The organism is Streptomyces sp. NPDC086777 (assembly GCF_040702065.1).
In the GTDB taxonomy this organism is placed as follows: Bacteria; Actinomycetota; Actinomycetes; order Streptomycetales; family Streptomycetaceae; genus Streptomyces.
The window spans coordinates 17,131-38,989 of the sequence record NZ_JBFBJI010000057.1 but is presented as its reverse complement, the minus strand read 5'-3'; the positions used below and the strand labels follow the sequence as shown (position 1 = coordinate 38,989).

At 70.3% G+C, this 21,859-nt stretch carries 20 protein-coding genes and 2 pseudogenes; 19 read left to right on the top strand and 3 right to left on the bottom strand.

Annotated features, from left to right (window positions below):
• Positions 1 to 683: 683 nt before the first annotated feature.
• The 12 genes from AB0472_RS42720 (at position 684) to AB0472_RS42665 (ending at position 12,363) form a co-directional block, all read left to right on the top strand.
• The gene (locus AB0472_RS42720; RefSeq protein ID WP_366364776.1) at positions 684 to 1,748 is read left to right on the top strand and encodes a sugar ABC transporter substrate-binding protein; all 1,065 of its coding nucleotides are present in this window, start codon (positions 684 to 686) and stop codon (positions 1,746 to 1,748) included.
• Positions 1,749 to 1,794: 46 nt separating this feature from the next.
• A complete protein-coding gene (locus tag AB0472_RS42715) occupies positions 1,795 to 3,360 on the top strand; it encodes a sugar ABC transporter ATP-binding protein (protein ID WP_366364775.1) in 1,566 nt (521 codons plus the stop codon).
• Between the two features lie 4 nt (positions 3,361 to 3,364).
• Positions 3,365 to 4,405 carry an ABC transporter permease gene (locus AB0472_RS42710; RefSeq protein ID WP_366364784.1) on the top strand — a complete coding sequence of 347 codons (1,041 nt, stop codon included), beginning with the start codon at positions 3,365 to 3,367 and terminating at the stop codon, positions 4,403 to 4,405.
• 100 nt (positions 4,406 to 4,505) lie between these two features.
• A complete protein-coding gene (locus AB0472_RS42705; RefSeq protein WP_366364774.1) occupies positions 4,506 to 5,831 on the top strand; it encodes an L-fuconate dehydratase in 1,326 nt (441 codons plus the stop codon).
• Positions 5,824 to 6,711 (top strand): amidohydrolase family protein, encoded by an 888-nt coding sequence (locus AB0472_RS42700; protein WP_366364773.1) that lies wholly within the window; start codon positions 5,824 to 5,826, stop codon positions 6,709 to 6,711. Before AB0472_RS42705 ends, AB0472_RS42700 begins: the two co-directional genes overlap by 8 nt.
• 12 nt (positions 6,712 to 6,723) lie before the next feature.
• Positions 6,724 to 7,161 carry an RbsD/FucU family protein gene (locus tag AB0472_RS42695; protein WP_366364772.1) on the top strand — a complete coding sequence of 146 codons (438 nt, stop codon included), beginning with the start codon at positions 6,724 to 6,726 and terminating at the stop codon, positions 7,159 to 7,161.
• Entirely contained in the window at positions 7,158 to 8,201 is a 1,044-nt protein-coding gene (locus AB0472_RS42690; protein ID WP_366364771.1) for an alcohol dehydrogenase catalytic domain-containing protein, read from the top strand. The genes AB0472_RS42695 and AB0472_RS42690 overlap by 4 nt, the downstream gene beginning before the upstream one ends.
• Positions 8,198 to 8,959, top strand: a complete 762-nt coding sequence (kduD, locus tag AB0472_RS42685; protein ID WP_366364770.1) for a 2-dehydro-3-deoxy-D-gluconate 5-dehydrogenase KduD — start codon at positions 8,198 to 8,200, stop codon at positions 8,957 to 8,959. Before AB0472_RS42690 ends, kduD begins: the two co-directional genes overlap by 4 nt.
• Positions 8,956 to 9,585, top strand: a complete 630-nt coding sequence (eda, locus tag AB0472_RS42680; protein ID WP_366364769.1) for a bifunctional 4-hydroxy-2-oxoglutarate aldolase/2-dehydro-3-deoxy-phosphogluconate aldolase — start codon at positions 8,956 to 8,958, stop codon at positions 9,583 to 9,585. The genes kduD and eda overlap by 4 nt, the downstream gene beginning before the upstream one ends.
• A complete protein-coding gene (locus AB0472_RS42675) occupies positions 9,582 to 10,619 on the top strand; it encodes a sugar kinase (protein ID WP_366364768.1) in 1,038 nt (345 codons plus the stop codon). Before eda ends, AB0472_RS42675 begins: the two co-directional genes overlap by 4 nt.
• A gap of 23 nt (positions 10,620 to 10,642) precedes the next feature.
• Positions 10,643 to 11,653 (top strand): aldo/keto reductase, encoded by a 1,011-nt coding sequence (locus tag AB0472_RS42670; protein ID WP_366364767.1) that lies wholly within the window; start codon positions 10,643 to 10,645, stop codon positions 11,651 to 11,653.
• Positions 11,644 to 12,363 (top strand): FadR/GntR family transcriptional regulator, encoded by a 720-nt coding sequence (locus AB0472_RS42665; protein WP_366364766.1) that lies wholly within the window; start codon positions 11,644 to 11,646, stop codon positions 12,361 to 12,363. Before AB0472_RS42670 ends, AB0472_RS42665 begins: the two co-directional genes overlap by 10 nt.
• A gap of 96 nt (positions 12,364 to 12,459) precedes the next feature.
• On the opposite strand, the gene AB0472_RS42660 is transcribed toward AB0472_RS42665, so the two are convergent.
• Complete coding sequence (locus AB0472_RS42660; RefSeq protein WP_366364765.1) at positions 12,460 to 14,691, bottom strand: alpha-L-fucosidase; 2,232 nt, start codon at positions 14,689 to 14,691, stop codon at positions 12,460 to 12,462.
• A gap of 379 nt (positions 14,692 to 15,070) precedes the next feature.
• On the opposite strand from AB0472_RS42660, the gene AB0472_RS42655 reads away from it, so the two are divergent.
• Entirely contained in the window at positions 15,071 to 15,772 is a 702-nt protein-coding gene (locus AB0472_RS42655) for a FadR/GntR family transcriptional regulator (protein ID WP_366364764.1), read from the top strand.
• Between the two features lie 208 nt (positions 15,773 to 15,980).
• Positions 15,981 to 16,584, top strand: a pseudogene (locus AB0472_RS42650) (ATP-binding protein).
• A 39-nt stretch (positions 16,585 to 16,623) separates the two neighbouring features.
• On the opposite strand, the gene AB0472_RS42645 reads toward AB0472_RS42650, so the two are convergent.
• On the bottom strand, positions 16,624 to 17,100 hold the full coding sequence (locus AB0472_RS42645) for a hypothetical protein (protein WP_366364763.1): 477 nt from the start codon (positions 17,098 to 17,100) through the stop codon (positions 16,624 to 16,626).
• A gap of 538 nt (positions 17,101 to 17,638) precedes the next feature.
• Between AB0472_RS42645 and AB0472_RS42640 the strand changes: the two genes are divergently transcribed.
• The gene (locus AB0472_RS42640; protein ID WP_366364762.1) at positions 17,639 to 17,965 is read left to right on the top strand and encodes a nucleoside triphosphate pyrophosphohydrolase; all 327 of its coding nucleotides are present in this window, start codon (positions 17,639 to 17,641) and stop codon (positions 17,963 to 17,965) included.
• Positions 17,966 to 18,232: 267 nt separating this feature from the next.
• Here AB0472_RS42640 and AB0472_RS42635 read toward each other — a convergent pair whose 3' ends face one another.
• Positions 18,233 to 18,403, bottom strand: coding sequence for a hypothetical protein (locus AB0472_RS42635; RefSeq protein ID WP_366364761.1), 171 nt, complete (start codon positions 18,401 to 18,403; stop codon positions 18,233 to 18,235).
• 317 nt (positions 18,404 to 18,720) lie between these two features.
• Between AB0472_RS42635 and AB0472_RS42630 the strand changes: the two are divergent.
• The 4 genes and pseudogenes from AB0472_RS42630 to AB0472_RS42615 all read left to right on the top strand — a co-directional run.
• Positions 18,721 to 18,993 (top strand): annotated as a pseudogene (locus tag AB0472_RS42630) (hypothetical protein); the annotation flags it as partial.
• 449 nt (positions 18,994 to 19,442) lie between these two features.
• Positions 19,443 to 20,018 carry a hypothetical protein gene (locus AB0472_RS42625; protein ID WP_366364760.1) on the top strand — a complete coding sequence of 192 codons (576 nt, stop codon included), beginning with the start codon at positions 19,443 to 19,445 and terminating at the stop codon, positions 20,016 to 20,018.
• A gap of 271 nt (positions 20,019 to 20,289) precedes the next feature.
• Positions 20,290 to 20,499: a hypothetical protein gene (locus AB0472_RS42620; RefSeq protein WP_366364759.1), complete on the top strand. Its 210-nt coding sequence runs from the start codon at positions 20,290 to 20,292 to the stop codon at positions 20,497 to 20,499.
• Complete coding sequence (locus AB0472_RS42615; RefSeq protein ID WP_366364758.1) at positions 20,496 to 21,785, top strand: hypothetical protein; 1,290 nt, start codon at positions 20,496 to 20,498, stop codon at positions 21,783 to 21,785. Before AB0472_RS42620 ends, AB0472_RS42615 begins: the two co-directional genes overlap by 4 nt.
• Positions 21,786 to 21,859: the final 74 nt, after the last annotated feature.

The window sequence follows — 21,859 nt, the reverse complement described above, 5'->3', positions numbered from 1 at the left end:
GCCGCTGCGTGCACCGCGTCCACGTCCGTGGTCCACATGTCGGCCGCGGGACCACCGAGCGGGACGGGGCGTCTTGGGCAGAGTGCCAGGCGGACGGTGTCCCAGACACGTCGCGGTGGCGGCTCGGGGTCGTGGACGGAGGCCGCGGTCGTCTCCTGGTGCAAGCCGATTGTCGGGCACTCTCGTTGGTCGGGTCCGGTCACGGCCCTGGACGTGCGGGCACGAGCGGGAGTGGTGCGCATGGCAGCAGTTCGTCGTCGTGGTCGAAGGCCCTCACATGTGCAGGGTCAGTCCGGCGACCTCGTCGAGGCCATGGACGACCTCGACGCTCGGGCTGGTGAGGTCGCGAGCGGGCATCCGCCGGTCGGCCCGGGGCCCACGGACGCGCGCTGACGGGGTGGCAGACAAACACCGCCGGTGCGCACCGGCGCGGCCGTCGAGCGATCCGGGCGCAAGAGACATCCCATCACAGGTTCGCAACATTGATGGGATGGATGCGCTGTCGACATCCCATGACGTGGACCCCTGGCCCCGCGTTCTGGCGCAATCCTCTGGGTTCTTCTTCCGACCTCTAGACAACCCCTTCCGGCCCACCCTATAAACATCCCATCTCTCTGCTAGCGACACCCAACCGTCGCATCGGTGTGACAACCCCGCTCCGGGACCAGCGCGAGGAAGTACCCATGAGAATCAGAACCGCACTCGGCTCCACCGCGTCCGTCGTCTGTGCGCTGGCGCTGCTCAGCGCGTGCAGCAGCGGCTCCGGCACCTCCGCCTCGTCGAGCGGCAAACCGCTCGTGGGCGTCGACTATCCACGGTCCGACACCGACTTCTGGAACTCCTACATCAAGTACACGCCCGACTTCGCCGAGCAGCTCGGCCTGTCCCTGAAGACCACGAACTCCCAGAACGACGTGGCCAAACTCACCGCCAACGCGCAGACGTTCATCAGTCAGGGCGTCAAGGGCATCGCGATGGCGCCGCAGGACACCGCCGCCATCGCGCCGACGCTCGCTCAGCTGGAGGCGAAGAAGATCCCCGTCGTCACCGTCGACACCCGCCCCGACACCGGCAAGGTGTTCATGGTGGTACGGGCCGACAACCGCGCGTACGGCGAGAAGGCCTGCCAGTTCCTCGGCACGAAGCTCGGCGGCAAGGGCAAGGTCGTCATGCTCGAGGGCGGCCTCGACTCGATCAACGGCCGTGACCGCACCGAGGCGTTCAACGACTGCATGAAGAAGAACTACCCCGGCATCAAGGTGTTCGGCGAGGCCACGAACTGGGACGGCGCGGTCGCCGCGCAGAAACTGCAGACGGACCTCACCGCCAACCCGGACATCAAGGGCGTCTACATGCAGTCCAGCTTCGGCCTGTCCGGCACGCTGCAGGTGCTCAAGCAGAAGGGCCTGCTGGTGGATCCGAAGGACAAGAAGCACGTCTTCGTCGTGTCCAACGACGGCATCCCCGAGGAGCTCAAGGACATCGCCGCGGGCAAGATCGACGCCACCGTCTCCCAGCCCGCCGACCTGTACGCCAAGTACGCCCTGTACTACCTCAAGGCCGCGATCGACGGGAAGACGTTCAAGCCGGGCCCGACCGACCACGACAGCACGATCATCCAGGTCCGTGACGGTCTGATGGAGGACCAGCTCTCCGCTCCCCTGGTCACCGCCGACGGTGGGACCTACGGCGGCGTTCCCAGCGTCAAGAGCGACGACACGTCGCTGTGGGGCAACCACCTCGGCTGACCTGCCCGGTCAGGACCCAACGGCTATCCAGGACAAGGCGGTTGAGATGAGCGACGGGGAGCGTACTGCCACCCCCGCGCCCGCCCCGGCGGACGACGGGCGGGCCCCCGCGGCCCCGCCCGTCGTCGAGGCGACGGGCATAGTCAAACGATTCGGCCCGACGGTGGCCCTGAACGGTGCCCGGATCACCATCCGGCCGGGCGAGACCCACGCACTCGTCGGCCGCAACGGAGCCGGCAAGTCGACCCTCGTGTCCGTCCTGACGGGCCTGCACGCTCCCGACGAGGGGACGGTCACCTTCGGCGGCGCCCCCGCACCGCGGCTCAGTGACCGCGACGCCTGGCGCCGGCGCGTCGCCTGCGTCTACCAGAAGTCGACGATCATCCCCACGCTGACCGTCGCCGAGAACCTCTTCCTGAACCGGCACCACCACGGCCCCCACCGGCTCATCAGCTGGACCGGCGTACGCCGTCGGGCCCAGGAGCTGCTGTCGGCCTGGTCGGTGGACGTCGACCCGCAGTCCCCGGCCGGTGATCTCGGCGTCGAGCAGAGGCAGTTCGTCGAGATCGCCCGGGCGCTGTCCTTCGGGGCCCGGTTCATCATCCTCGACGAGCCCACCGCGCAGCTCGACGCGGCGGCGATCAACCGGCTCTTCGACCGCATCCGCGACCTGCAACGCCAGGGCGTGACCTTCCTGTTCATCAGTCATCACCTGCAGGAGGTCTACGAGATCTGCGACATGGTGACGGTGTTCCGTGACGCGGCGCACATCGTGACCGCGCCGGTCGCGGAACTGCCCCGCACCGAGCTGGTCGCCGCCATGACCGGTGAGGCCGCGGCAGACCGGCGCCAGGAGCGCACCGGCCGCCCGGACGAGAGCACCGTGCCCGCGCTGACCGTGCGGGGCCTGGGCAGCGACGACACCTACACCGACGTCACTTTCCAGGTGGGCACCGGGGAGATCGTCGGCCTGGCGGGTGCCGCCGCCAGCGGACGCACAGAGGTCGCCGAGACCGTCGTAGGACTGCGGGCCGCGGCGACCGGGGAGCTGGAGATCGCCGGGCGCCGGCCCCGGCCCGGCAGCGTGCCCGACGCGCTCGCGGCCGGCGTCGGGTTCGTGCCGCAGGACCGGCACCACCAGGGCTTCGTGCCGGACATGTCGATCGCCGACAACGCGACCCTGTCCGTGCCCAGGCGGGTCGGCAGGAACGGCTTCCTCAGCCGCGGACGGCGCGACCGGCTGGCCGAGGGCATGATCGAGAACCTGGCCATCAAGACCCCCGGACCGGAGCTGCCCGTCTCCGCCCTGTCCGGCGGCAACCAGCAGAAGGTCGTCATGGCGCGCGCCCTGGCCGACGCCCCCCGGCTGCTGGTCCTGATCAACCCGACCGCCGGCGTGGACGTGCGCTCCAAGGAGTTCCTCCTCGGCAAGGTCGAGGAGACAGCCGAGTCCGGCACCGGCGTGCTCATCGCCTCCGACGAGCTGGACGACCTGCGCATGTGCGACCGGATCCTGGTGATGTTCCAGGGCCGGGTCACGACGGAGATACCACGCGGTTGGCACGACCACGACCTCGTGGCCGCGATGGAAGGAGTGGACCTGCATGCCTGAAGCAATGCCTGAAACCGTCCTCGCGGACGCCGCCGCCCGGTCCGCCGACCCCGGGCACAAGCGCACCGCGCTGCTCGGCGGCCGGATCCCCCTGGCCCGGCTGCGCGATCTGGCGCTCGTTCCCGCGATCGTCGTCATCGCGGTCGTCGGCCAGATCGTCAACCCGGTCTTCCTGCAGGCCGACAACCTCATCAACGTCCTGCAGACCATGTCCGAGATGGCGCTGCTGGTCCTCGCCCAGACGATGATCCTGATCGTCAAGAAGATGGACCTCTCCCTGGAGTCCACCATGGGCCTCGCGCCGGGCGTCGCGGCCTGGCTGGTCGTCCCGGCCGGGGCCGGACACGGACTCGGTCTGCTCCCGGGCGCCTGGGCGGTCCCCCTCACCCTCGCCGTGGGCGCGCTCGTCGGTGTGATCAACTCTCTGCTCATCATCCGCTTCGGCCTCAACGGCTTCATCGTCACGCTCGGCATGCTGATCGTGCTGCGTGGCATCCTCACCGGCATCTCCGGCGGTCAGACCTTCTTCCAGCTGCCGCAGTCGATGCTCTACACCGGCACGGCCGAATGGTTCGGCATGCCCGCCTCGATCTGGATCTGCCTGGGCCTGTTCGCCGTCGCGATCGTGGTACTCGGCTGGACCAGCTTCGGACGCTCCCTGTACGCCATCGGCGGCAACGTCGACGCGGCGAAGGCGGCCGGCATCCGCACCGACCGGGTGCTGTGGATCGTCATCGTCACCGGCAGCGTGCTCGCCGCCCTTGCCGGGCTGATGCTCTCCGGACGCCTGGCCTCGGTCGCCTCCGCGCAGGGCAACGGCTACATCTTCACCGTCTTCGCCGCCGCCGTCATCGGAGGCATCAGCCTCAACGGCGGCAGGGGCACCATGTTCGGCGCGTTCTGCGGCATCCTGTTGCTCTTCATGATCCAGAACGTGCTGACGCTGGCCGGTGTCCCCGCCCAGTGGATCGGCGCCCTCAACGGCCTGATCATCCTGGTCGCCCTCGCCATCTCCCGTATCACCGGCGGCAAGGTCCAGGAGTGACCCGGGCGGCCCACCGTCCGCCCTGCCTCCACCGCGTTCACGTCTCGTCGCAGGGGGAGCCGCCTCGCCGCCTCCCCTGCCCCTCACAGGAGTTGCCGCCATGTCCTCCCCCGTGCCCCCGTCGGCCCGCATCATCGCCCTGGACGTCCTGGACGTGCGGTTCCCGACCTCCGAACACCTCGACGGCTCGGACGCCATGAACCCCGAGCCCGACTACTCCGCCGCCTACGTGGTCCTGCGCACCGACGCGGGCGACGGGCTGGAGGGCCACGCCCTGGCCTTCACCACCGGGCGCGGCAACGACGCCCAGGCCGCCGCCATCGCCACCCTCGCCCCGCACGTGGTCGGCCTGTCCGTGGAACAGGTCTGCTCCGACCTCGGCGCCTTCTCCCGCTCCCTGGTCCACGACCCCCAACTGCGCTGGCTGGGGCCGGAGAAGGGCGCCATCCACATGGCGACCGGCGCGGTCGTCAACGCCGCCTGGGACCTGGCCGCCAAGCGGGCGGGCAAACCGGTGTGGCGCCTCCTGGGCGACATGTCGCCGCAGGAGCTGGTCGCCCAGGTCGACTTCCGCTGGCTGTCCGACGCCCTCACGCCCGAGGAGGCGCTCGAGATCCTGCGCCGGGCCGAGCCCGGCCGTGAGCGGCGCATCGCCCACCTCCTCGACCAGGGCTACCCGGCCTACACCACCACCCCCGGCTGGCTCGGCTACTCCGACGAGAAGCTGGCCCGCCTCGCCCGCGAGGCCGTCGCGGACGGCTTCACCCAGATCAAGCTGAAGGTGGGCGCCGACCTGCAGGACGACATACGGCGCCTGCGCACCGCCCGCGAGACCGTCGGCCCGGACATCCGCATCGCCGTCGACGCCAACCAGCGATGGGACGTCCAGCCCGCCATCGACTGGATGCGGGCCCTGGCCCCCTACGACCCGTACTGGATCGAGGAGCCCACCTCCCCCGACGACATCCTCGGCCACGCCGCCGTCCGCCGGGCGCTCAGCCCCATCAAGGTCGCCACTGGCGAACACGTCGCCAACCGTGTCGTGTTCAAGCAGTTGCTGCAGGCCGGCGCGGTCGACATCGTCCAGATCGACTCCGCCCGCGTCGGCGGCGTCAACGAGAACATCGCCATCCTGCTGCTGGCCGCCAAGTTCGGCGTGCCCGTCTGCCCGCACGCCGGCGGCGTCGGCCTGTGCGAGATGGTGCAGCACCTGTCGATGTTCGACTACGTCGCCGTCTCCGGCACCACCGAGGATCGGGTCATCGAGTACGTCGACCACCTGCACGAGCACTTCGTCGACCCGGTCCGCATCGTCGACGGCCACTACCTCGCGCCGACGCGGCCCGGACTGAGCGCACAGATGCACCCCGCCTCCCTCAAGGAGTACGGCTACCCCGACGGCCCGGTCTGGTCCGCCCGTGTCTGAACCGCTGCCCCTGGTCGACGCCCACCACCACGTGTGGGACCTGGACCGCCGGCCCCAGGCCTGGCTCGACGAACCGGGCCACGAGCCGATCCGCCGCAGCCACGGCATCGAGGACCTGCGACGGGCCGCCGACCGGCCCCTGGCGGGACGCCGCCTGACGAGCACGGTGGTCGTGCAGTGCGTCACCTCCACGGCGGAGACGGCGGAGCTGCTCGACCTCGCCGCCCGGGACCCGCTGGTCGGCGCGGTGGTCGGCTGGGCGGACCTGACCTCCCCCGCGGTCGGCGACGTACTCGACTCACTGCGCTGCGGGTCCGGCGGCGGGTATCTGCGGGCCCTGCGCCACCTGGTGCAGGGCGAGTTGGACCCGGAGTGGCTGCAACAGCCGTCCGTCGAGCGGGGCGTGCGCGCCGTACAGCACCGGGGCCTCGGCTACGACGTGCTCATCCGCAGCCACCAGTTCGACCAGGCGATCCGTCTCGCCCAGCGCTTCCCGGACCTCCCGCTCGTGCTGGACCACGCGGGCAAACCGCCCATCGGACGGCCCGGGTTCTCCGACTGGGTGCGCAAGGTGCGCGTGCTGGCGGGCCACCCGCAGGTGCGGTGCAAGCTCTCCGGACTGATCACCGAGGCGGACCACCGCACCTGGACGACCGACGACATCCGCCCCGTCTGGGACGTCCTGCTGACCGCCTTCGGTCCCGGGCGGCTGATGTTCGGCTCCGACTGGCCCGTCTGCGTGCTCGCCGGAGGCTGGTCCCGCTGGGCGGCCACCGTCGAGCACCTGCTGGACGACTGCTCACCGCACGAGCGGCACGCGGTGCTCTGCGAGACGGCGACCGCCTTCTACCGGCTGTCCGCCCACGAGAACGAGAAGTAAGGAGAGGACTGCGTGCTGCTGACCGAACTGCTGCACCCCGGCATCCTCCAAGCACTGGCCGGAGCCGGGCACGGTGCCCGTGTCCTGCTCGCCGACGGCCACTACCCCGCCAGCACCGCCGTCGCCGCACGAGCCAGAACCGTCCACCTCAACCTGGCACCCGGCACTCTCGACGTCACCACCGTCCTGGACGTGCTGCTGCGCGCCCTGCCCGTGGAGTCGGCGCAGGTGATGGTGCCCCCCGAGGGCGAGCCGGAGCCGGCGGCCATCGCCGAGTACCGCTCCCGACTGACACCGGTGCCCGTCGACGCGCTCGGCCGCTTCGCGTTCTACGACGCCGCCCGCTCCCCCGACCTGGCCCTCGCCGTCGTCACCGGCGACACCCGTACCTACGCCAACCTGCTGCTGACCATCGGCGTCCGCGCGGAAGGGACCCTGACCCCACGATGACCCTAGCCGTCCGATACACCTCGGCCCGCACCCTGGACACCGCGCCGACCGCCTCCTCCGAGCCCGGCCCCGGCGAAGTGGAGCTCGCCCCCGCCTACGTCGGCATCTGCGGAACCGACCTGCACATCTTCCACGGCGACATGGATGCCCGGGTCGCCGCACCCGCCGTCCTGGGACACGAGATGGCGGGCCGGATCGTCCGCGTCGGGCCCGGCGTCGAGGGCTGGCGGCCCGGAGAGGCGGTCACCGTGATGCCCTTGCGCTGGGACGACACCTGTCCCGCCTGCCGCGGCGGTCACCGGCACATCTGTCAGCACCTGGACTTCATCGGCATCGACTCCCCCGGTGCGATGCAGCAGCGCTGGACCGTGCCCGCCGCCACCCTCGTCCGGCTGCCCGACACCCTGCCCCTGGACCAGGCCGCACTCGTCGAACCGACCGCGGTCGCGGTGCACGACGTGGGCCGGGCGGCGGTGAAGGACGGCGAGAAGGTCGTCGTGGTCGGTGGCGGCCCCGTCGGCATGCTGATCGCCCTGGTCGCGCGCGACGTCGGCGCCGACGTGCGCGTGGTCGAACTCAACGCCCACCGCAGGCTGCTGGCCGAGGAGTTGGGCCTGAGCACGTGGGACCCGGCCGTCGGCGACATCACCGAGCTCGTCCGACGGTGGACGGGCGAGGCGGGAGCGGACGTCGCCTTCGAGGTCTCCGGCGCGGCGGGCGGTGTGGACACCGCGGTCGACGTCCTCGGCGTGCGCGGCCGGCTGTGCCTGGTCGCCATCCACCCACGACCCCGCGAGATCAACCTGCACCGCTTCTTCTGGCGTGAACTCACCCTCGTCGGGGCCCGGTTGTACGACCGCGGCGACTTCGAGCGGGCCGTCGCCCTGGTCGCCGACGGCACGATCCCCGCCCAGCGTCTGATCACCAAGGTCGTGCCGCTGACCGAGGCACCGGCCGCCTTCGAGGCGCTGGAGAGCGGCGGAGACGTGATGAAGATCCTCGTGGACTGCACCGACGACAGCCGGGGAGCCGCCGTATGACCGCCTTCGACCTCACCGGGAAGCTCGCCGTCGTCACCGGCGCCCGACGCGGCATCGGCCAGGCGATGGCCCGGGCGCTCGCCCAGGCCGGCGCCGACATCATCGGTGTCAGCGCCCACCTGGAGGAGTCCGGCAGCGAGGTGGAGAAGGAGGTGCTGGCCGCCGGGCGCTCGTTCGAGGCGATCCGCACCGACTTCGCCGACCCGGCCGCCGTACGCGCCCTGGGCGACGACCTCGCCGGGCGCGAGCGTCCGGTGGACATCCTCATCAACAACGCGGGCACCATCCGCCGCACGCCGGCCGCCCAGCACAGCGACGCGGACTGGGAGTTGGTGCTGCAGGTCAACCTCACCGCGCAGTTCGCGCTCACCCGGGCCGTGGGCGCCACCATGGTGGCCCGCGGACACGGCAAGGTCGTCTTCACCGCGTCCCTGCTCAGCTACCAGGGCGGCATCACCGTCCCCGGCTACACCGCCGCCAAGCACGGCATCGCCGGACTGACCAAGGCACTGGCCAACGAGTGGGCGCCGCACGGCGTCAACGTCAACGCCATCGCCCCCGGCTACATCGCCACCGACAACACCCAGGCCCTCCAGGACGATCCGGCCCGCAGCAAGGCGATCCTGGAGCGCATCCCCGCCGGACGCTGGGGCACCGCCGACGACCTCGGCGGCGCCGTGGTCTTCCTCGCCTCCCCCGCCTCCGACTACGTACACGGCACCACCCTGCCCGTCGACGGCGGATGGCTCGGCCGATGACCGCCGACCTGGCCTGCGTACTGGCGGGGTCGCGGCTCCTGCCCGTGCTCACCGTGGCGTCCGTCGCGAGTGCCGGCCCGCTGGCCGACGCACTCGCGGCGGGCGGCGCCCGCTGCGCGGAGGTCACCTTCCGCACGCCGGACGCCGAGCGGGTGGTGAAGGCGATGACGGCGCACGGCGCTCTGACCGTCGGAGCCGGCACCGTGCTCACGGCCGAGCAGGCGGAACGGGCCGTGGCGGCAGGGGCCCGCTTCCTCGTCTCGCCCGGCTTCGACGACGACGTCATCGACACCGCGCGCAGGTTGGGAGTGCCGGTGGTGCCGGGCGTGGCGACGGCGAGCGAGTTGATGCGCGCGTTGAAGGCGGGCCTCGACACGGTCAAGCTGTTCCCCGCCGAACCGCTCGGCGGCACCGGCATGCTCCGCGCACTCGCGGCGCCGTTCCCGCAGGCCCGCTTCGTCCCGACCGGCGGCATCGGCCCCGGCCGGCTGCCCGCCTATCTCGCCCATCCGTCGGTCCTCGCCGTGGGCGGAAGCTGGATCGCCACCCCTGGACACCTTGAGCGCGGCCAGTACGACGAGATCCGCCGGCTGACCGCCGAGGCGGTGGAGAGGACGGCACCGTGACCGAGGTGATCGCCCTGGGCGAGGTCATGCTGCGCTTCGACCCCGGCGAGGGCAGAATCCGCACCGCCCGCACCTTCCAGGTGTGGGAGGGCGGCGGCGAGTACAACGTCGTACGTGGGCTGCGCCGGTGCTTCGGCCTGCGCACCGCCGTCGTCACCGCCCTCGCCGACAACGCGGTCGGCCGGCTCGTGGAGGACCTGATCCTCCAGGGCGGCGTCGACACGTCGTACATCCGCTGGGTCGCGGCGGACGGCACGGGGCGCACGGCCCGCAACGGCCTGAACTTCGTCGAGCGTGGCTTCGGCATCCGCGGCGCGCTGGGCGTGAGCGACCGCGCGAACACGGCCGTCTCCCAGCTGCGCAAGGGGGACGTCGACTGGGACACGGTGTTCTCGGCCGGAGTGCGCTGGTTCCACACCGGCGGCATCTTCGCCGGACTGTCCGACACCACCGCCGACGTGGCCGACGAGGCCATGGCGGCGGCACGCCGCCACGGGGTCACCGTCTCCTACGACCCCAACTACCGGCCCAGCCTGTGGGACGGCCGGGGCGGGGCCGACCGGGCCCGCGAGACCGACTGGCGGCTGGCCCGGCACGCCGACGTCGTCGTGGGTGCGCTCGGTCTCGCGGGCCCGCACCCGGGCGCCGTGCGGCTGACCGACGACGAGGTACCCGACGCGCTCACGGCGGTCGCGTCCCGGTTGCCGCAGGCGGCGGTACTGGCGACGCCCCTGCGCACGGTGTGTTCGGCCGGGGTCAACGACTGGACCTCGCTGGCCTGGTCACGCGAGACCGGGCTGGTGAGCGGCCCCCGCATGCCCGGTCTGCACGTCCTGGACCGCATCGGCTCCGGCGACGGCTTCGCCGCGGGACTCGTCTACGGCCTGCTCACCGGTGCCGGCCTGGAGCGCGCCCTCGCCTACGGCACCGCGCACGGCGCCCTCACCATGACCACGCCCGGTGACGTCTCCATGGCCACCCTCGCCGAGGTCGAGGCGCTCCTCGCGGGCGCCACGGCACATGTCCGACGCTGAACCACCCCTCCCGGGAGTGCCCCTTGCACAGTCGTACGATCCCTACCACCGCCGTCCGGGTCACCGAGCTCGGCTTCGGCGCCTCCGTCATCGGCAACCTCTACCGGACCACCAGCGCCGAGGACGCGGCGGCCGCCGTCGACACCGCCTGGGACGCGGGCATCCGCTACTTCGACACCGCTCCCCACTACGGCCTGGGCCTCTCCGAGCACCGCCTGGGCGCCGCCCTGCGCGACCGGCCCCGCGATCAGTACGTCGTCTCCTCCAAGGTCGGCCGTCTCCTCGTCCCCAACGACCACCCGAGAGGCGTCGACACCGAAGGTTTCGTCGTCCGTGACGACCTGCGCCGGCAGTGGGACTTCAGCCGCGACGGCGTGCTGCGCTCCATCGAGGAGACCCTGGAGCGCACCGGCCTGGACCGCCTGGACATCGTCTACCTCCACGACCCCGACGACCACTGGCGACAAGCCGCCGACCAGGCCATGCCCACCCTCGCCGAACTGCGCGACCAAGGCGTCGTCCGAGCCATCGGCGCCGGCATGAACCGGTCCGCCCTGCTCGCCCGCTTCCTGCGCGAGACCGCCGCCGACGTGGTGATGCTCGCCGGCCGCTACACCCTCCTGGACCAGTCGGCCCTGGACGACGTCCTGCCCGCCGCACAGGAACACGGCAAGGCCGTCGTCGCCGTCGGCGTCTTCAACTCCGGCCTGCTCGCCGAGGACCGGCCCGCGGAAGGCATGAAGTACGACTACCGGGCCGCTCCACCCGCACTCGTGGAGCGCGCCCGTGCCATCGCCGACGTCTGCCGGGCCCACGGCACCACGCTGCCCGCCGCCGCCATCGCCTTCCCCCTCACTCATCCCGGCGTCATCAACGTCACGCTCGGCATGCGCGACCCCGGACAGGTCCGGCGCAACGCGCGGCTGCACCAGCAGTTCCTCCCCGAGGAACTCTGGCACGACCTGCGGGACCAAGGGCTGCTGCGCGCCGAGACCCCCTTCGCGCCCGACGAGCGGAGCGAGCCGTGTCCCTGACCGACAAGGCGATCACCCAGATCCGCCAGCTCATCGCCTCCGGGGTTCTGCCTCCGGGCGCGAAACTGCCTCCCGAGCCCGAGCTGGCCGCCCAGCTCGGGCTCTCCCGCAACCTCGCACGCGAGGCCGTGAAGGCGCTGTCCGTGGCGCGCGTGCTGGAGATCAGACGGGGCGACGGCACGTATGTCACCAGCCTGCAGCCGAGCCTGCTGCTCGAGGGCCTCGGTGGCGCGGTGGAACTGCTCCAGGGCGATCCCGGTGCCGTACTGGACCTCATGGAGGTGCGGCGTCTGCTCGAACCCGCCGCCACCGCCCTGGCCGTCGTCCGGCTTTCGGACGAAAACCTGGCGGAGGTGAAGCGGCATCTGGACGCCATGCGGGAGGCCCGCGACGACGTGGAGCGGCTCAACGCGCACGACGTGGCGTTCCACCGCGCCATCGCGGACGTCACCGGCAACGAAACGCTGATCACCCTGCTGGAGGGCATCTCGGGCCGCACCCTGCGGGCCCGGATCTGGCGTGGTCTGGTGGACACCCGGGCGGCGGCCCGCACGCTGGCGGAACACGAGGCGATCTACGCCGCACTGGCCGCACGTGACGCCGTGCTGGGCCATGCCGCGGCCCTGGTGCACGTCAACAGCACCGAGCAGTGGCTGCGGGAGCACCTGGAGGCCACGGAGGCCTTGCCGGTGGCGGGAACCCCTGAGTGAGGCCGAGGCGTTCGCGCCGCCGCAACGGTGAGAGAGGGACTGCCCGGACGGTTCTGCGCGCGGGCAGTTCCTCGGTTCGCCGCCTCCACGCCCGTGTCACTGGGCGGTGAAGGTCCACAGCAGATTGGTGCTGCTGTCGTAGCCCCACTGCTTGGTGACGGACCCGGAGGCCACGTTCCCGCCGCCGTCCAGGACGAGGCCGGTGGCCCGGTTGGCGATGGTGCACATACCCTCGCCGCGGTGGGTGATCGTCCACTGCTGGTTGTTGCTGCCGTTCCACGCCGCCTGCTGGGCCGGGGAGCCGTTGGACGTGGCGCCCCAGCCGTCGGCGACCATGCCGTTGGTGCGGTTGACCAGCTTGTAGTAGCCGCCGCCGACCTCCACGAGCTGCCACTGGAGGTTGGGGCTGCCGTCCCAGGTGTACTGCTTGAGGTTGGATCCCGACGCGACGTTTCCCCCGCTGTCCAGGGCCAGACCGTCGGTGACGTTGGTGATGCGGACGTAGGCGGCCGGGTTGAACTGCACCTTCAGGGATGTGATCTGGTCGTTCTGGCCGGTGACCCTGAGGTCGGGGTTGTCGGCGGTGAAGGTCCAGGACGTGCCGGTGAAGTTGTCACCGCTGTAGGCGACGATCTGGTTCCCGGCCGCCGGCCTCAGGGAGGAGATGCTCCGGGCGTCGAGCCCGGCCAGCTGCAACTGCTCGGCCGTGTAGGTGCCGGGATCGAGCACCGCGTAGTTCGCGGAGTAGTTGACGTCCTCGTGGACCACGGCACCGATCGCCGGCCGCAGCGCGGGGATCTGGCCGGAGAAGCCGAGCTTGAGGACGTAGGCGCCCGCGGTGTACGGCGCCGAGGAGGGCAGCGTCACGGTCAGCCCGGAGGAGTCCTGCGTCGGAGCGGCGAGGTTGATGTAGGTGCCGGCGGTCGCGTCGAGCAGCTTCACCGACGTGAGCGAGGAGAGGCTGATGCGGTCCGAGCCGAGCGTCTTGATCTTCAGTGAACTGCCTGGCCAGGCCAGCACGGTGGCGTACAGCACCGTGTTGCCCTTGCTGCGGGTGAAGCGGATGTCCTGGGCGGTGCCGACGAGCGGGGCGGTGAACGCGCCGCCGCCCATGCGGGTGGGGCCCTCGCCGTACTGCGTCCAGGCGCGGGTCTCGTACACCGACTCACCGAAGCGCTTCAGGTAGTCGCCTATGCCGAGCAGCACGTCCTTCTGGCCCTGGGGGATCGTGCCGTCGGCCATCGGCGCGATGTTCAGCAGCATGTTGCCGTTCTTGCTGACCCGGTCGATCAGGGAGTGCAGCATCTGCTGGATGCTGTAGTAGCCGATGCCCTGGGTGTAGCACCAGCTGGAGCTGGAGATGCTGTCGTCGGTGAGCCAGTAGGGCGCGGTCCGGTCGGCCGGGCCGCCGCGCTCGTAGTCGAAGACCTCGCCGTGGCCGTTGAAGCCGTCCTTGTAGGTGGCGACGACCTCTTTGCCCCAGGAATTGGCCTGGTTGTAGTAGTACGCCAGGAAGTTCAGCCGCTGTGTCTCGTCGACCTTGTCCAGGTCGAAGTCCTGCCAGAGGATGTCCGGCCGGGCGCGGTCGACGACCTCCTTGAGCTTGTCGTACCAGAGCTGGTTCTCGGCGGTGGAACCCAGCTGCCCGTAGAGCTTCTTCAGGCTGGGGTCGGTCTGGGCGGGCACGTGGTCGTAGTAGCCGTTGAAGTGGTAGGCGTGGTGCATCGCCACCAGCAGCTTGAGGTTCTTGGCGCGGATCGCCGTGGTGAACAGCCTCAGCAGGTCGAGCTCGGGGCCCTTGGCGACCGAGTTCCACTCGTTGACCTGGGAGTCCCACATGGAGTACCCGTCGTGGTGCTCCGCGACCGGTCCGGCGAACCTCGCTCCGGCGTCGACGAACAGCTGGGCCCACTCGTCGGGGTCGAAGTTCCCTCCGGCGGACTTGAGTCCGGGCGCGAACTGGTCGAAGTGGCCCGCCTTGTCGTTCGCCCCGTTGATGAAGTTGTGGTACGGCCACACGGTGGGGTCGCCGTAGGTCGCGACGTGGTGCGTGTTGGCGTTGCTCCCGCTGATGTACATGTTGCGGGGGTACCACTCGCTGTCGTAGGCGGGGACGCTGAAGACGCCCCAGTGGAAGTAGATGCCGAACTTGGCGTCCTGGAACCACTCCGGGGCGGGCGGGTGCTGGTTCACCGAACTCCATGCGGGTGTGTAGGTGCTGGGGGCGGCCTGCGCGGTACCGGCGCCGAACACTCCCCCCGTGACGGCTGCGGCGGCCACGCAGGTGGCACCGGCCAGGAACTGTCGTCTGTTGATCGAACTGGGCATGGGCCATCCCTGTGACGGACGAAGGCAGACGGGAGAGGTGGGACCGGCGCGACGGCCACCATCCGTTGCGCCGGCCGTTACGGAAGAAGGTCCGCCACATGTCCTTGCCATGTCAACTGGCGTGCAGGGATGAAAGCGGTCTCTCGCCTTGATTTTTGTGCCGATATAAGCCATCTGCGGGTATTCATTCACCAGTAAACATACAATGTTTCGAGACCGGAAAGGGCACCACCGGCGTCCCGCCACGCACCATGTGGAGGCGGCACGCACCGACGGCGGACCCTCCGTGGCCTCCCGGTATCATCGGCGCCACACTCGACGCGCCGCCCCGGTCACTCGCGCACCGGACCACACCGCGCGCTCACGGAAGGAGCTCACGTTGTCCCTGACAGACAGGGCCATCGGGCAGATCCGTGAGCTCATCCGCTCCGGGGCACTGCCGCCGGGCGCGAAGCTGCCCCCGGAGCCGGAGCTCGCCGCGCAGCTGGGCCTTTCCCGCAACCTCGCCCGCGAAGCGGTCAAGGCACTGGCCGTGGCCCGGGTGCTCGAGGTTCGGCGAGGCGACGGCACCTACGTGACCAGTCTCCAGCCCAGCCTGCTGCTGGAGGGGCTCGGTGGGGCCGTGGAGCTTCTCCAGAGCGACACGGGCGCCCTGCTGGATCTCATGGAGGTCCGCCGGCTGCTCGAACCGCTCGCCACCGGACTGGCCGCCACCAGGATCACCGACGACCAGCTGGCCGAGGTCAAGGGCCACTTGGACGCGATGCGGGAGGCGAGCGACGACGTGGAGCGGCTCAACGTCCATGACGCGGCCTTCCACCACTCGGTCGTGGCGGCCACCGGCAACGAGAGCCTGCTCACCCTGCTCGAGGGCATCTCGGGCCGTACCCTGCGCGCCCGGATCTGGCGGGGCCAGTTGGACGACCAGTCCGCCGGGCGGACTCTCGCCGAGCACGAGGCGATCTACAACGCCCTCCGCAACCGCGACGCCGCGGTGAGCCAGGCCGCGGCCCTGCTGCACGTCAGCAACACCGAGCACTGGCTCAGCGAGCACCTGCGATCGAACACCGCACAGGAATAGCGAACGGGGGCCAATTCCCGGCCGGGCTCGGCGCCGTGTCTGGCCGCGTCCGTCGGTTCATCAGGCGCCCGTGCCGCAAGGCCCCGCTGGGGGCACTGGTGCCGCAGACACACCGGCCCGGCATGGAAGCCGAGGTCGACTTCGGCGACGTCACCGTGCGCCCCGCCGACGAGCTGGTCACCTGCTACTTGCTCTCTTTCCGCCTGTCGTGTTCGGGCAAGGCCGTCCGCCGCGTCTCCGCCTCCTGCGGTCAGGCAACGAGTTTGCCGATATCGCCGACCCGGCGGCCAAGGACCAGATCACCTACCGCGGCTTCCCCGCCGAGCTGCCGATGGCGGAGTGTGACGACCGGGCCCGTCCCCGGTCCGAACGTCGGTTCAAAGCAGCCGGCTTCCCTCGCGAGAAGTCGCTGCGGACCGTCGACTTCGACGCCAACCCGAACATTGACGCGGCCACCGCCAACACGCTCGCCAGCTGCGAGTGGATCAAGAACGGGCAGCCGCTCTGTCTGATCGGCGACTCCGGCGCGGGCAAGTCCTACATGCTCATCGCTCTGTGAACCGAGGTCGCGATGAAGGCGTACCGCGTCCGCAACGCCCTCGTCACCACACTGGTGAACGAGCTGGTCGAGGCTGCGGACGAGAAGCAGCACCCACGGGTCCTTCGGCAGCTGGACCAGGGCCTTCACCGACCCCCGCCCCTGCGCAGCCACCGTCGACCGCCGCACCTTCAACGGAACCATCATCGAGACCGGCACCGACTCCTACCGCCTCGCCACCACGCGAGCCCGAGCCGAGAACTACGCCAACTGACCTTGCCCAGGTGTTCCGCATGCCCCGCCTGGAGACGGGCTACCGCGATGACCAGGAAACACGCTTCTGCTGGCCGGTCGGGCGGACATCGACAAGATCGAAGCCATCCTTGTGGCGCACGAGATGTTGGACCTGGCCCGGACCGGAGTCACGGACGAACCCGACCCACCCTTGCGTGGTCGCGTGTCGAAGAAGCCACCCGACGACGTCCATCGTCACCCCGAAGTCGTCCTCGTGGACGCACGTCCGGATGGTCAGGGCCCACGGTTCGCTGCCGTCCAGGTTGGGCCTGTCCGTGGCACGGACGAGCAGGGAGACATCGGCCCCGTCGAACGAGTGGCTCGCCGAGCCGCCGGCAAAGGCCTGCCAGGGACCGCCCCATGACTCCCAGTCGGTCGACTTCAACTCTGTCGGCATGTCTGCCTGCCCCAGGAGCCATCTCAGTTCCAGAAGCACCGGCTCGGGCAGATCCGGTGGCAGGTCCACCGCCAGGAACAGATCGTGGTAGTCACTCACCTCAGGGACCCTAACCCCAGCCGCTGACAGCACTCTGCGGGCCTGGCAGACCTCCACAGAGGACGGTGCTGTCAAAACTCGTGAACATCGGTCGGCGGCTTGATCACCAAGTGCTGCTCAAACTCGTCGACAAACGCTGTCCTGAGAGGTGAACGAAGCCACGCCTCCGTCACCGCTCTCCATAGTCTTGGCTCACGCCTCCGCGTCACCACCATCAACCTCATCGGCAACGTCCACAACGCCCTCCAGCAACACCACTCCCCTGACCGGCCCGAGAGCGACGCGAACGGCCATGAAGCCGACAACTTACAGCAAACCACCAGCTGCCTCTGCATGATCTGCGCCGACTACGGACCCTTCAGACGGCTCGACGCACGCTTCCGCGCGGGTGGCGCCGGTTCTGGAGCCGTCCTGGAGCCGAACGGGTGGGAATGGCGGTTTACATGGCAAGTGATGACGCGATTTGCCTAGGCTGCCTCGGCATGAGGGGGCGGTCATCGGGGCTCGCCTCGCGGTGATGGGTGAGGGAGAACTACCGGTGAACCGCAGAGGCGGGTACGGCAAGTTGGTGCGGGACCGGATTCCGCAGATCATCCGCCAGGAGGGGGCCGAGCCGGTCACCTACGTCGCGGGTCCGGAGGAGTACCGCAACCGTCTGCGGGACAAGCTCGGCGAGGAGGTCGCCGAGTTCCTGGCGGCTGACGACACCGAGGCGCCGGAGGAACTTGCGGACGTACTGGAGGTCCTGTACGCGCTCGCCGCGGTTCTGGGGTTCAGTGCGGGGCAGTTGGAGAAGATCCGCGAGGTCAAGGCGAGTGAGCGCGGAGGCTTCGCGGACCGGATCGTCTGGACCGGCAACCGCTGACCGCGCGGCTTGTTCGGCCGTCGTTCGGTACGCAATGTCGTGTGGGCCTGCGTGCGTTCGCTGGTACGCGACGTCGTGCACCAGGATGCAGGCAACCGAGGATGTTCGCTGGTGCGTCCGTCGTCGTCGGCTTGGTCAGGACGGCGTAGCAGGCCCCGGGCAACGACAGCACCGGGCGCCCTCAACTGGGTGGAGCCTGGCCTGGCGGGGGGGGTGACCTCGCCGCCGGCGATCCCGCGCTGGAAGGTCCCCCCTGGACTGGCTGGATCAGAATCCGTCGTGGTGGATGCTCCAGCCGCCGTCCGCAGCGGCCCGGGTGATTTCCTCGGGTGAGTATGTGACTGCGACGACATGCCCGCCGGGGCGGGCGAAGGTCGCCGCGTCCTTGAGGGCCTGGATCCGCTGCCCGGGGTCGGGCAGTACGTTGAGGACGAACATCGAAGTGAACAGGTCGGACCCACTCGGCTGGGGCCGGGGTCGGCTGAAGTCGTCGTGCGGGTCGGAGCCCTCTGCGTCCAGGCCCGTCGAGCGGTAGTGGGCCGACGTCGGCGCGACGGCCGCTTCCGTGGTCCGGGATGCTCCGGATACCGAGCGGGCCGGTCGGGTGCTCGGTCACCGTCGGGGGCCGGGGAGGGCGCCTGGCGGGTCACCGCGGTACGCCTGACCGCAGGGCGTTCCGGCCATACGGCACGGACAGGCAGGAGGACGGTCAGCCGATGAGGCTCGGCGGTGCCGCGGTGGGGCGCATCTGAACGGTGGAACTCCACCCGCGGGCAGTGCACCGCCCGCCCTCGTACGAGGCCGCCTGCGCGCCGTCCGCCGCCCTGGCTCAGCTGGCCTGCCACGCGCGCGCCGACGCGCTGCCCGGACACCTGTGCACCTGCCAGTGCCGGGCCCAGGGCTGCCGCTGGCACCCGCGCCACCGCGGCTGTGCCGGCCCGGTTCTGCTCGCCCTCGTCCAGGGGCGCGGCGGCCGCGCCTGGCGGCTGGGCAACGCCTGCGCGGCCTGCGCCATTGCAGCTGCCCACGTCCTCACCGCCTGCGCTGCGGCTGACCGCTCTGATCCTCGCCGCCCACATCACCGGCCCTGCCCCACGCACCGTCGACATGGATGTGCTCACCCGTCTGAGCGGCCACTCTCGGCAGTCGTGATCGCCGAGCTGCCCGACCGGCTGGTCGCCTTACGGGTGCTGACGGCATGGCGTCAACACCGGGAACGAGGATGTGCTCTGGGAACTCATCGCGTCCCAGACGACGGCCGGGGCCGGTCCGCAGCACACATGACCAGCCACTTGTCAGCGGAACTCTCTGCCGCCCGATGCTCACACCAGGGCAGTACGTGTCGACCGCACAGGAATCACAGGGTTTCCCACCCGTAATATCTCTACGCGGGGGCACACAGTGGACGATGTTTCTTTCCGCACCTGCTGCAGTGTGTCCGCAGACTTTGATCCGGCCACGCCCCGAGGAGACGGACATGCCCGAAAGCACAGCTCCCACCAGCGAGTTGACTTCGCAGTACATCAGCCAAGTGGCCAACGACCTCGACCGCAACGTCAAGGAGCAGGAACGCGTTGCCGAGGAACTCGCCGCACTACAAGAGCAGTTGGCCACCCTGAGGGCGGACCACACTGTGCTGGTCAACATGCAGCAGGCCCTCGGCGCCCCGACCACAGCTCCCGAACCGTCCCCCACCGAAAGCGCCGTAGTGCCCTCCCCCAGGCAGAAGCCCGCATCCGGCGCACGCCGGCCGGCGAAGAAGACGCCAGCACAAGAACCCCGGGGCAAGAAGACGGCCGCGAAATCAGCTCAGCCCAAGCTGGTGGACCTCATCCATCAATATGTGGTCAAGCAAGGTGAGCCCAGCTCCGCCGTGGAGATCGCGGAGGCGCTCCGGCAGGCGCACACCGGGCGCGCCATCGACACGAAGGTGGTGCGCACCACACTCGAAAACCTGGTGGCCAAGAGCCGTGTTCACCGCACCAAGGAGGGCTCCTCGGTGTTCTACACGGCCGCCAATGCATCGGGGCAAGAGGCAGGTTCTACCAGCTAGGCGCAGCCCGAAACTGCCACGGCACAGGAAGATCGCCTGCTCCACCACCACGCCACCGCCGCAGGCTCGGGCTTCGTTGACAAGCTGCCCGACCTGCACCTGCCCGGGCACTCCCCGGTTTCCGGCTGAGTTAGGAGAGGTGGGGGGTGAGATGGAGGCGCGTGCCGCCGTGCAGGATTTGAAGCGTCGGGCCGGAAGCGGACAGGCGCCGGAGGTCCTCTCACAGCCGGCACTCGCTCTCCTTGGGCGAGCGGCCGCCGCGATCAGCGGGGTGTCCTTCGACGAGGACGTCCGGCAGATGGCCGTACACGTGGCGGGCGGCACCATGGTCCACGGCGGCCGGGTGGCCGGGGAGGAACGTCTGCGCGGGGCCCGGCTCCTGGCCGGCTGTCTGCACACGCCGGCCCACGGCGGGGTCCATCTGGTCACGCCCGATGAACGGCAGGCGCGGCCGGGGCGGTGTTCGGCCCACTGGGCGTGAGCGTGGGCATCCTGCGGGAGGGCGGGGACGCGGACGAGTACCGCGCGGCCTGCGACGCGGATGTCTCGGTGGGGTCCTCTCGCCGGTTCGGCCCGGACCTGCTCCATGACCGGCAGGCTCTGGCGCCGCACGACCGGGCGCGTCGGGATGTGCCGGCAGTGGTGGTGAAGGATCCGGGGCACGTGCTGATCGCTCCGATCGCCGAACCGCTGACGTTGCTGGAGGACGATGTCTCCCCAGTGGACGAGTTGCGCAGGACGGCACAGCCGGCAGCGACTTTGCGGTCTGGGCAGGACTACACCGTCGATGCGGACCGCGGCGTCGTACGGCTGACCGTGGAGGGCCGCCACCGGCTGCACGACGCCTTTGGCGCGACCGACCCGTCCGGTATGGAGACTCCGCTGCTGGAGAAGCGCCTGACGGAGGCGGTCGCGGCACCGGGCTGTTACGTCCAGGGCCGGGACTACGACCTCGCCGACCGTGCCGTGGTGCCTCTGGCCTCGGGCACCCTGCCTTCCGCGGTGCGGCTGCGCGGAGGGCTGCTCCAGGCCATCGAGACGAAGGAAGGCGTGCCCGTCAGCGACACCCAGTGGATCACAGCGACGGTCTCGGTCTTCGAGTACTTCAAGCGCTACGTGCGGGTGGGCGGCACGTCGTCGGCGGACCTGATGTTCACAGCCGAACTCGAGGAGCTCTTCGGCCTGAAGGTACAGGACCGCCGCGGACCCGAAGAACTGAGGACCCAACGGCAGCGCGCACAGCAGTTGGCCGCCTACCTGGCGCTCAACCGTCAGATCGCCCGGTGGGGCCGGCTCGGTGCGCCGCGGCGCACCGAGCTCTACGACCTGCGTGAGCGTATCCGGCAGCCGCTGGAGCTGCGGGCACTGCTGCACCAACTGGTCGAGGCTGTGGTGCAGGAGGAAATCCGGCGCGGGGGCTCCGGCCTCCGAGAACTGCAGCACACGCCGGCCGCGAAGTCCTCGGAGTTTCCGCTCCATCGGGCACCGGATGCGCAGAACGCGGAACCGACCGAGGGCGCCGTGCTGAGGAGGGCGCGGACCATCTGCGACGACGTCCTCGCGACAGAGCCGGATACTCAACTGCGAGCCATACAGTCCGCGCTCGACCAGGCAGCCGTCTACCAGAGCCAGGCCGAGATCTACTACCGCGACCGCTTCTGGCCCGAGGACCTCGCAGCGTTCGAGGAAGAGCCGGCCATGGTGCACGCCGCCGTCCATACGCAGTTCGAGCGCGCCGTGGCAGGCCACGCCCTGCACACCGGCTGAAGGACATCAGCGGCGGCCTGCGCGTCGGACCGGGGTGGCGCGGCGGCGCCGTGCACGCGAGAGCCGATCCGACC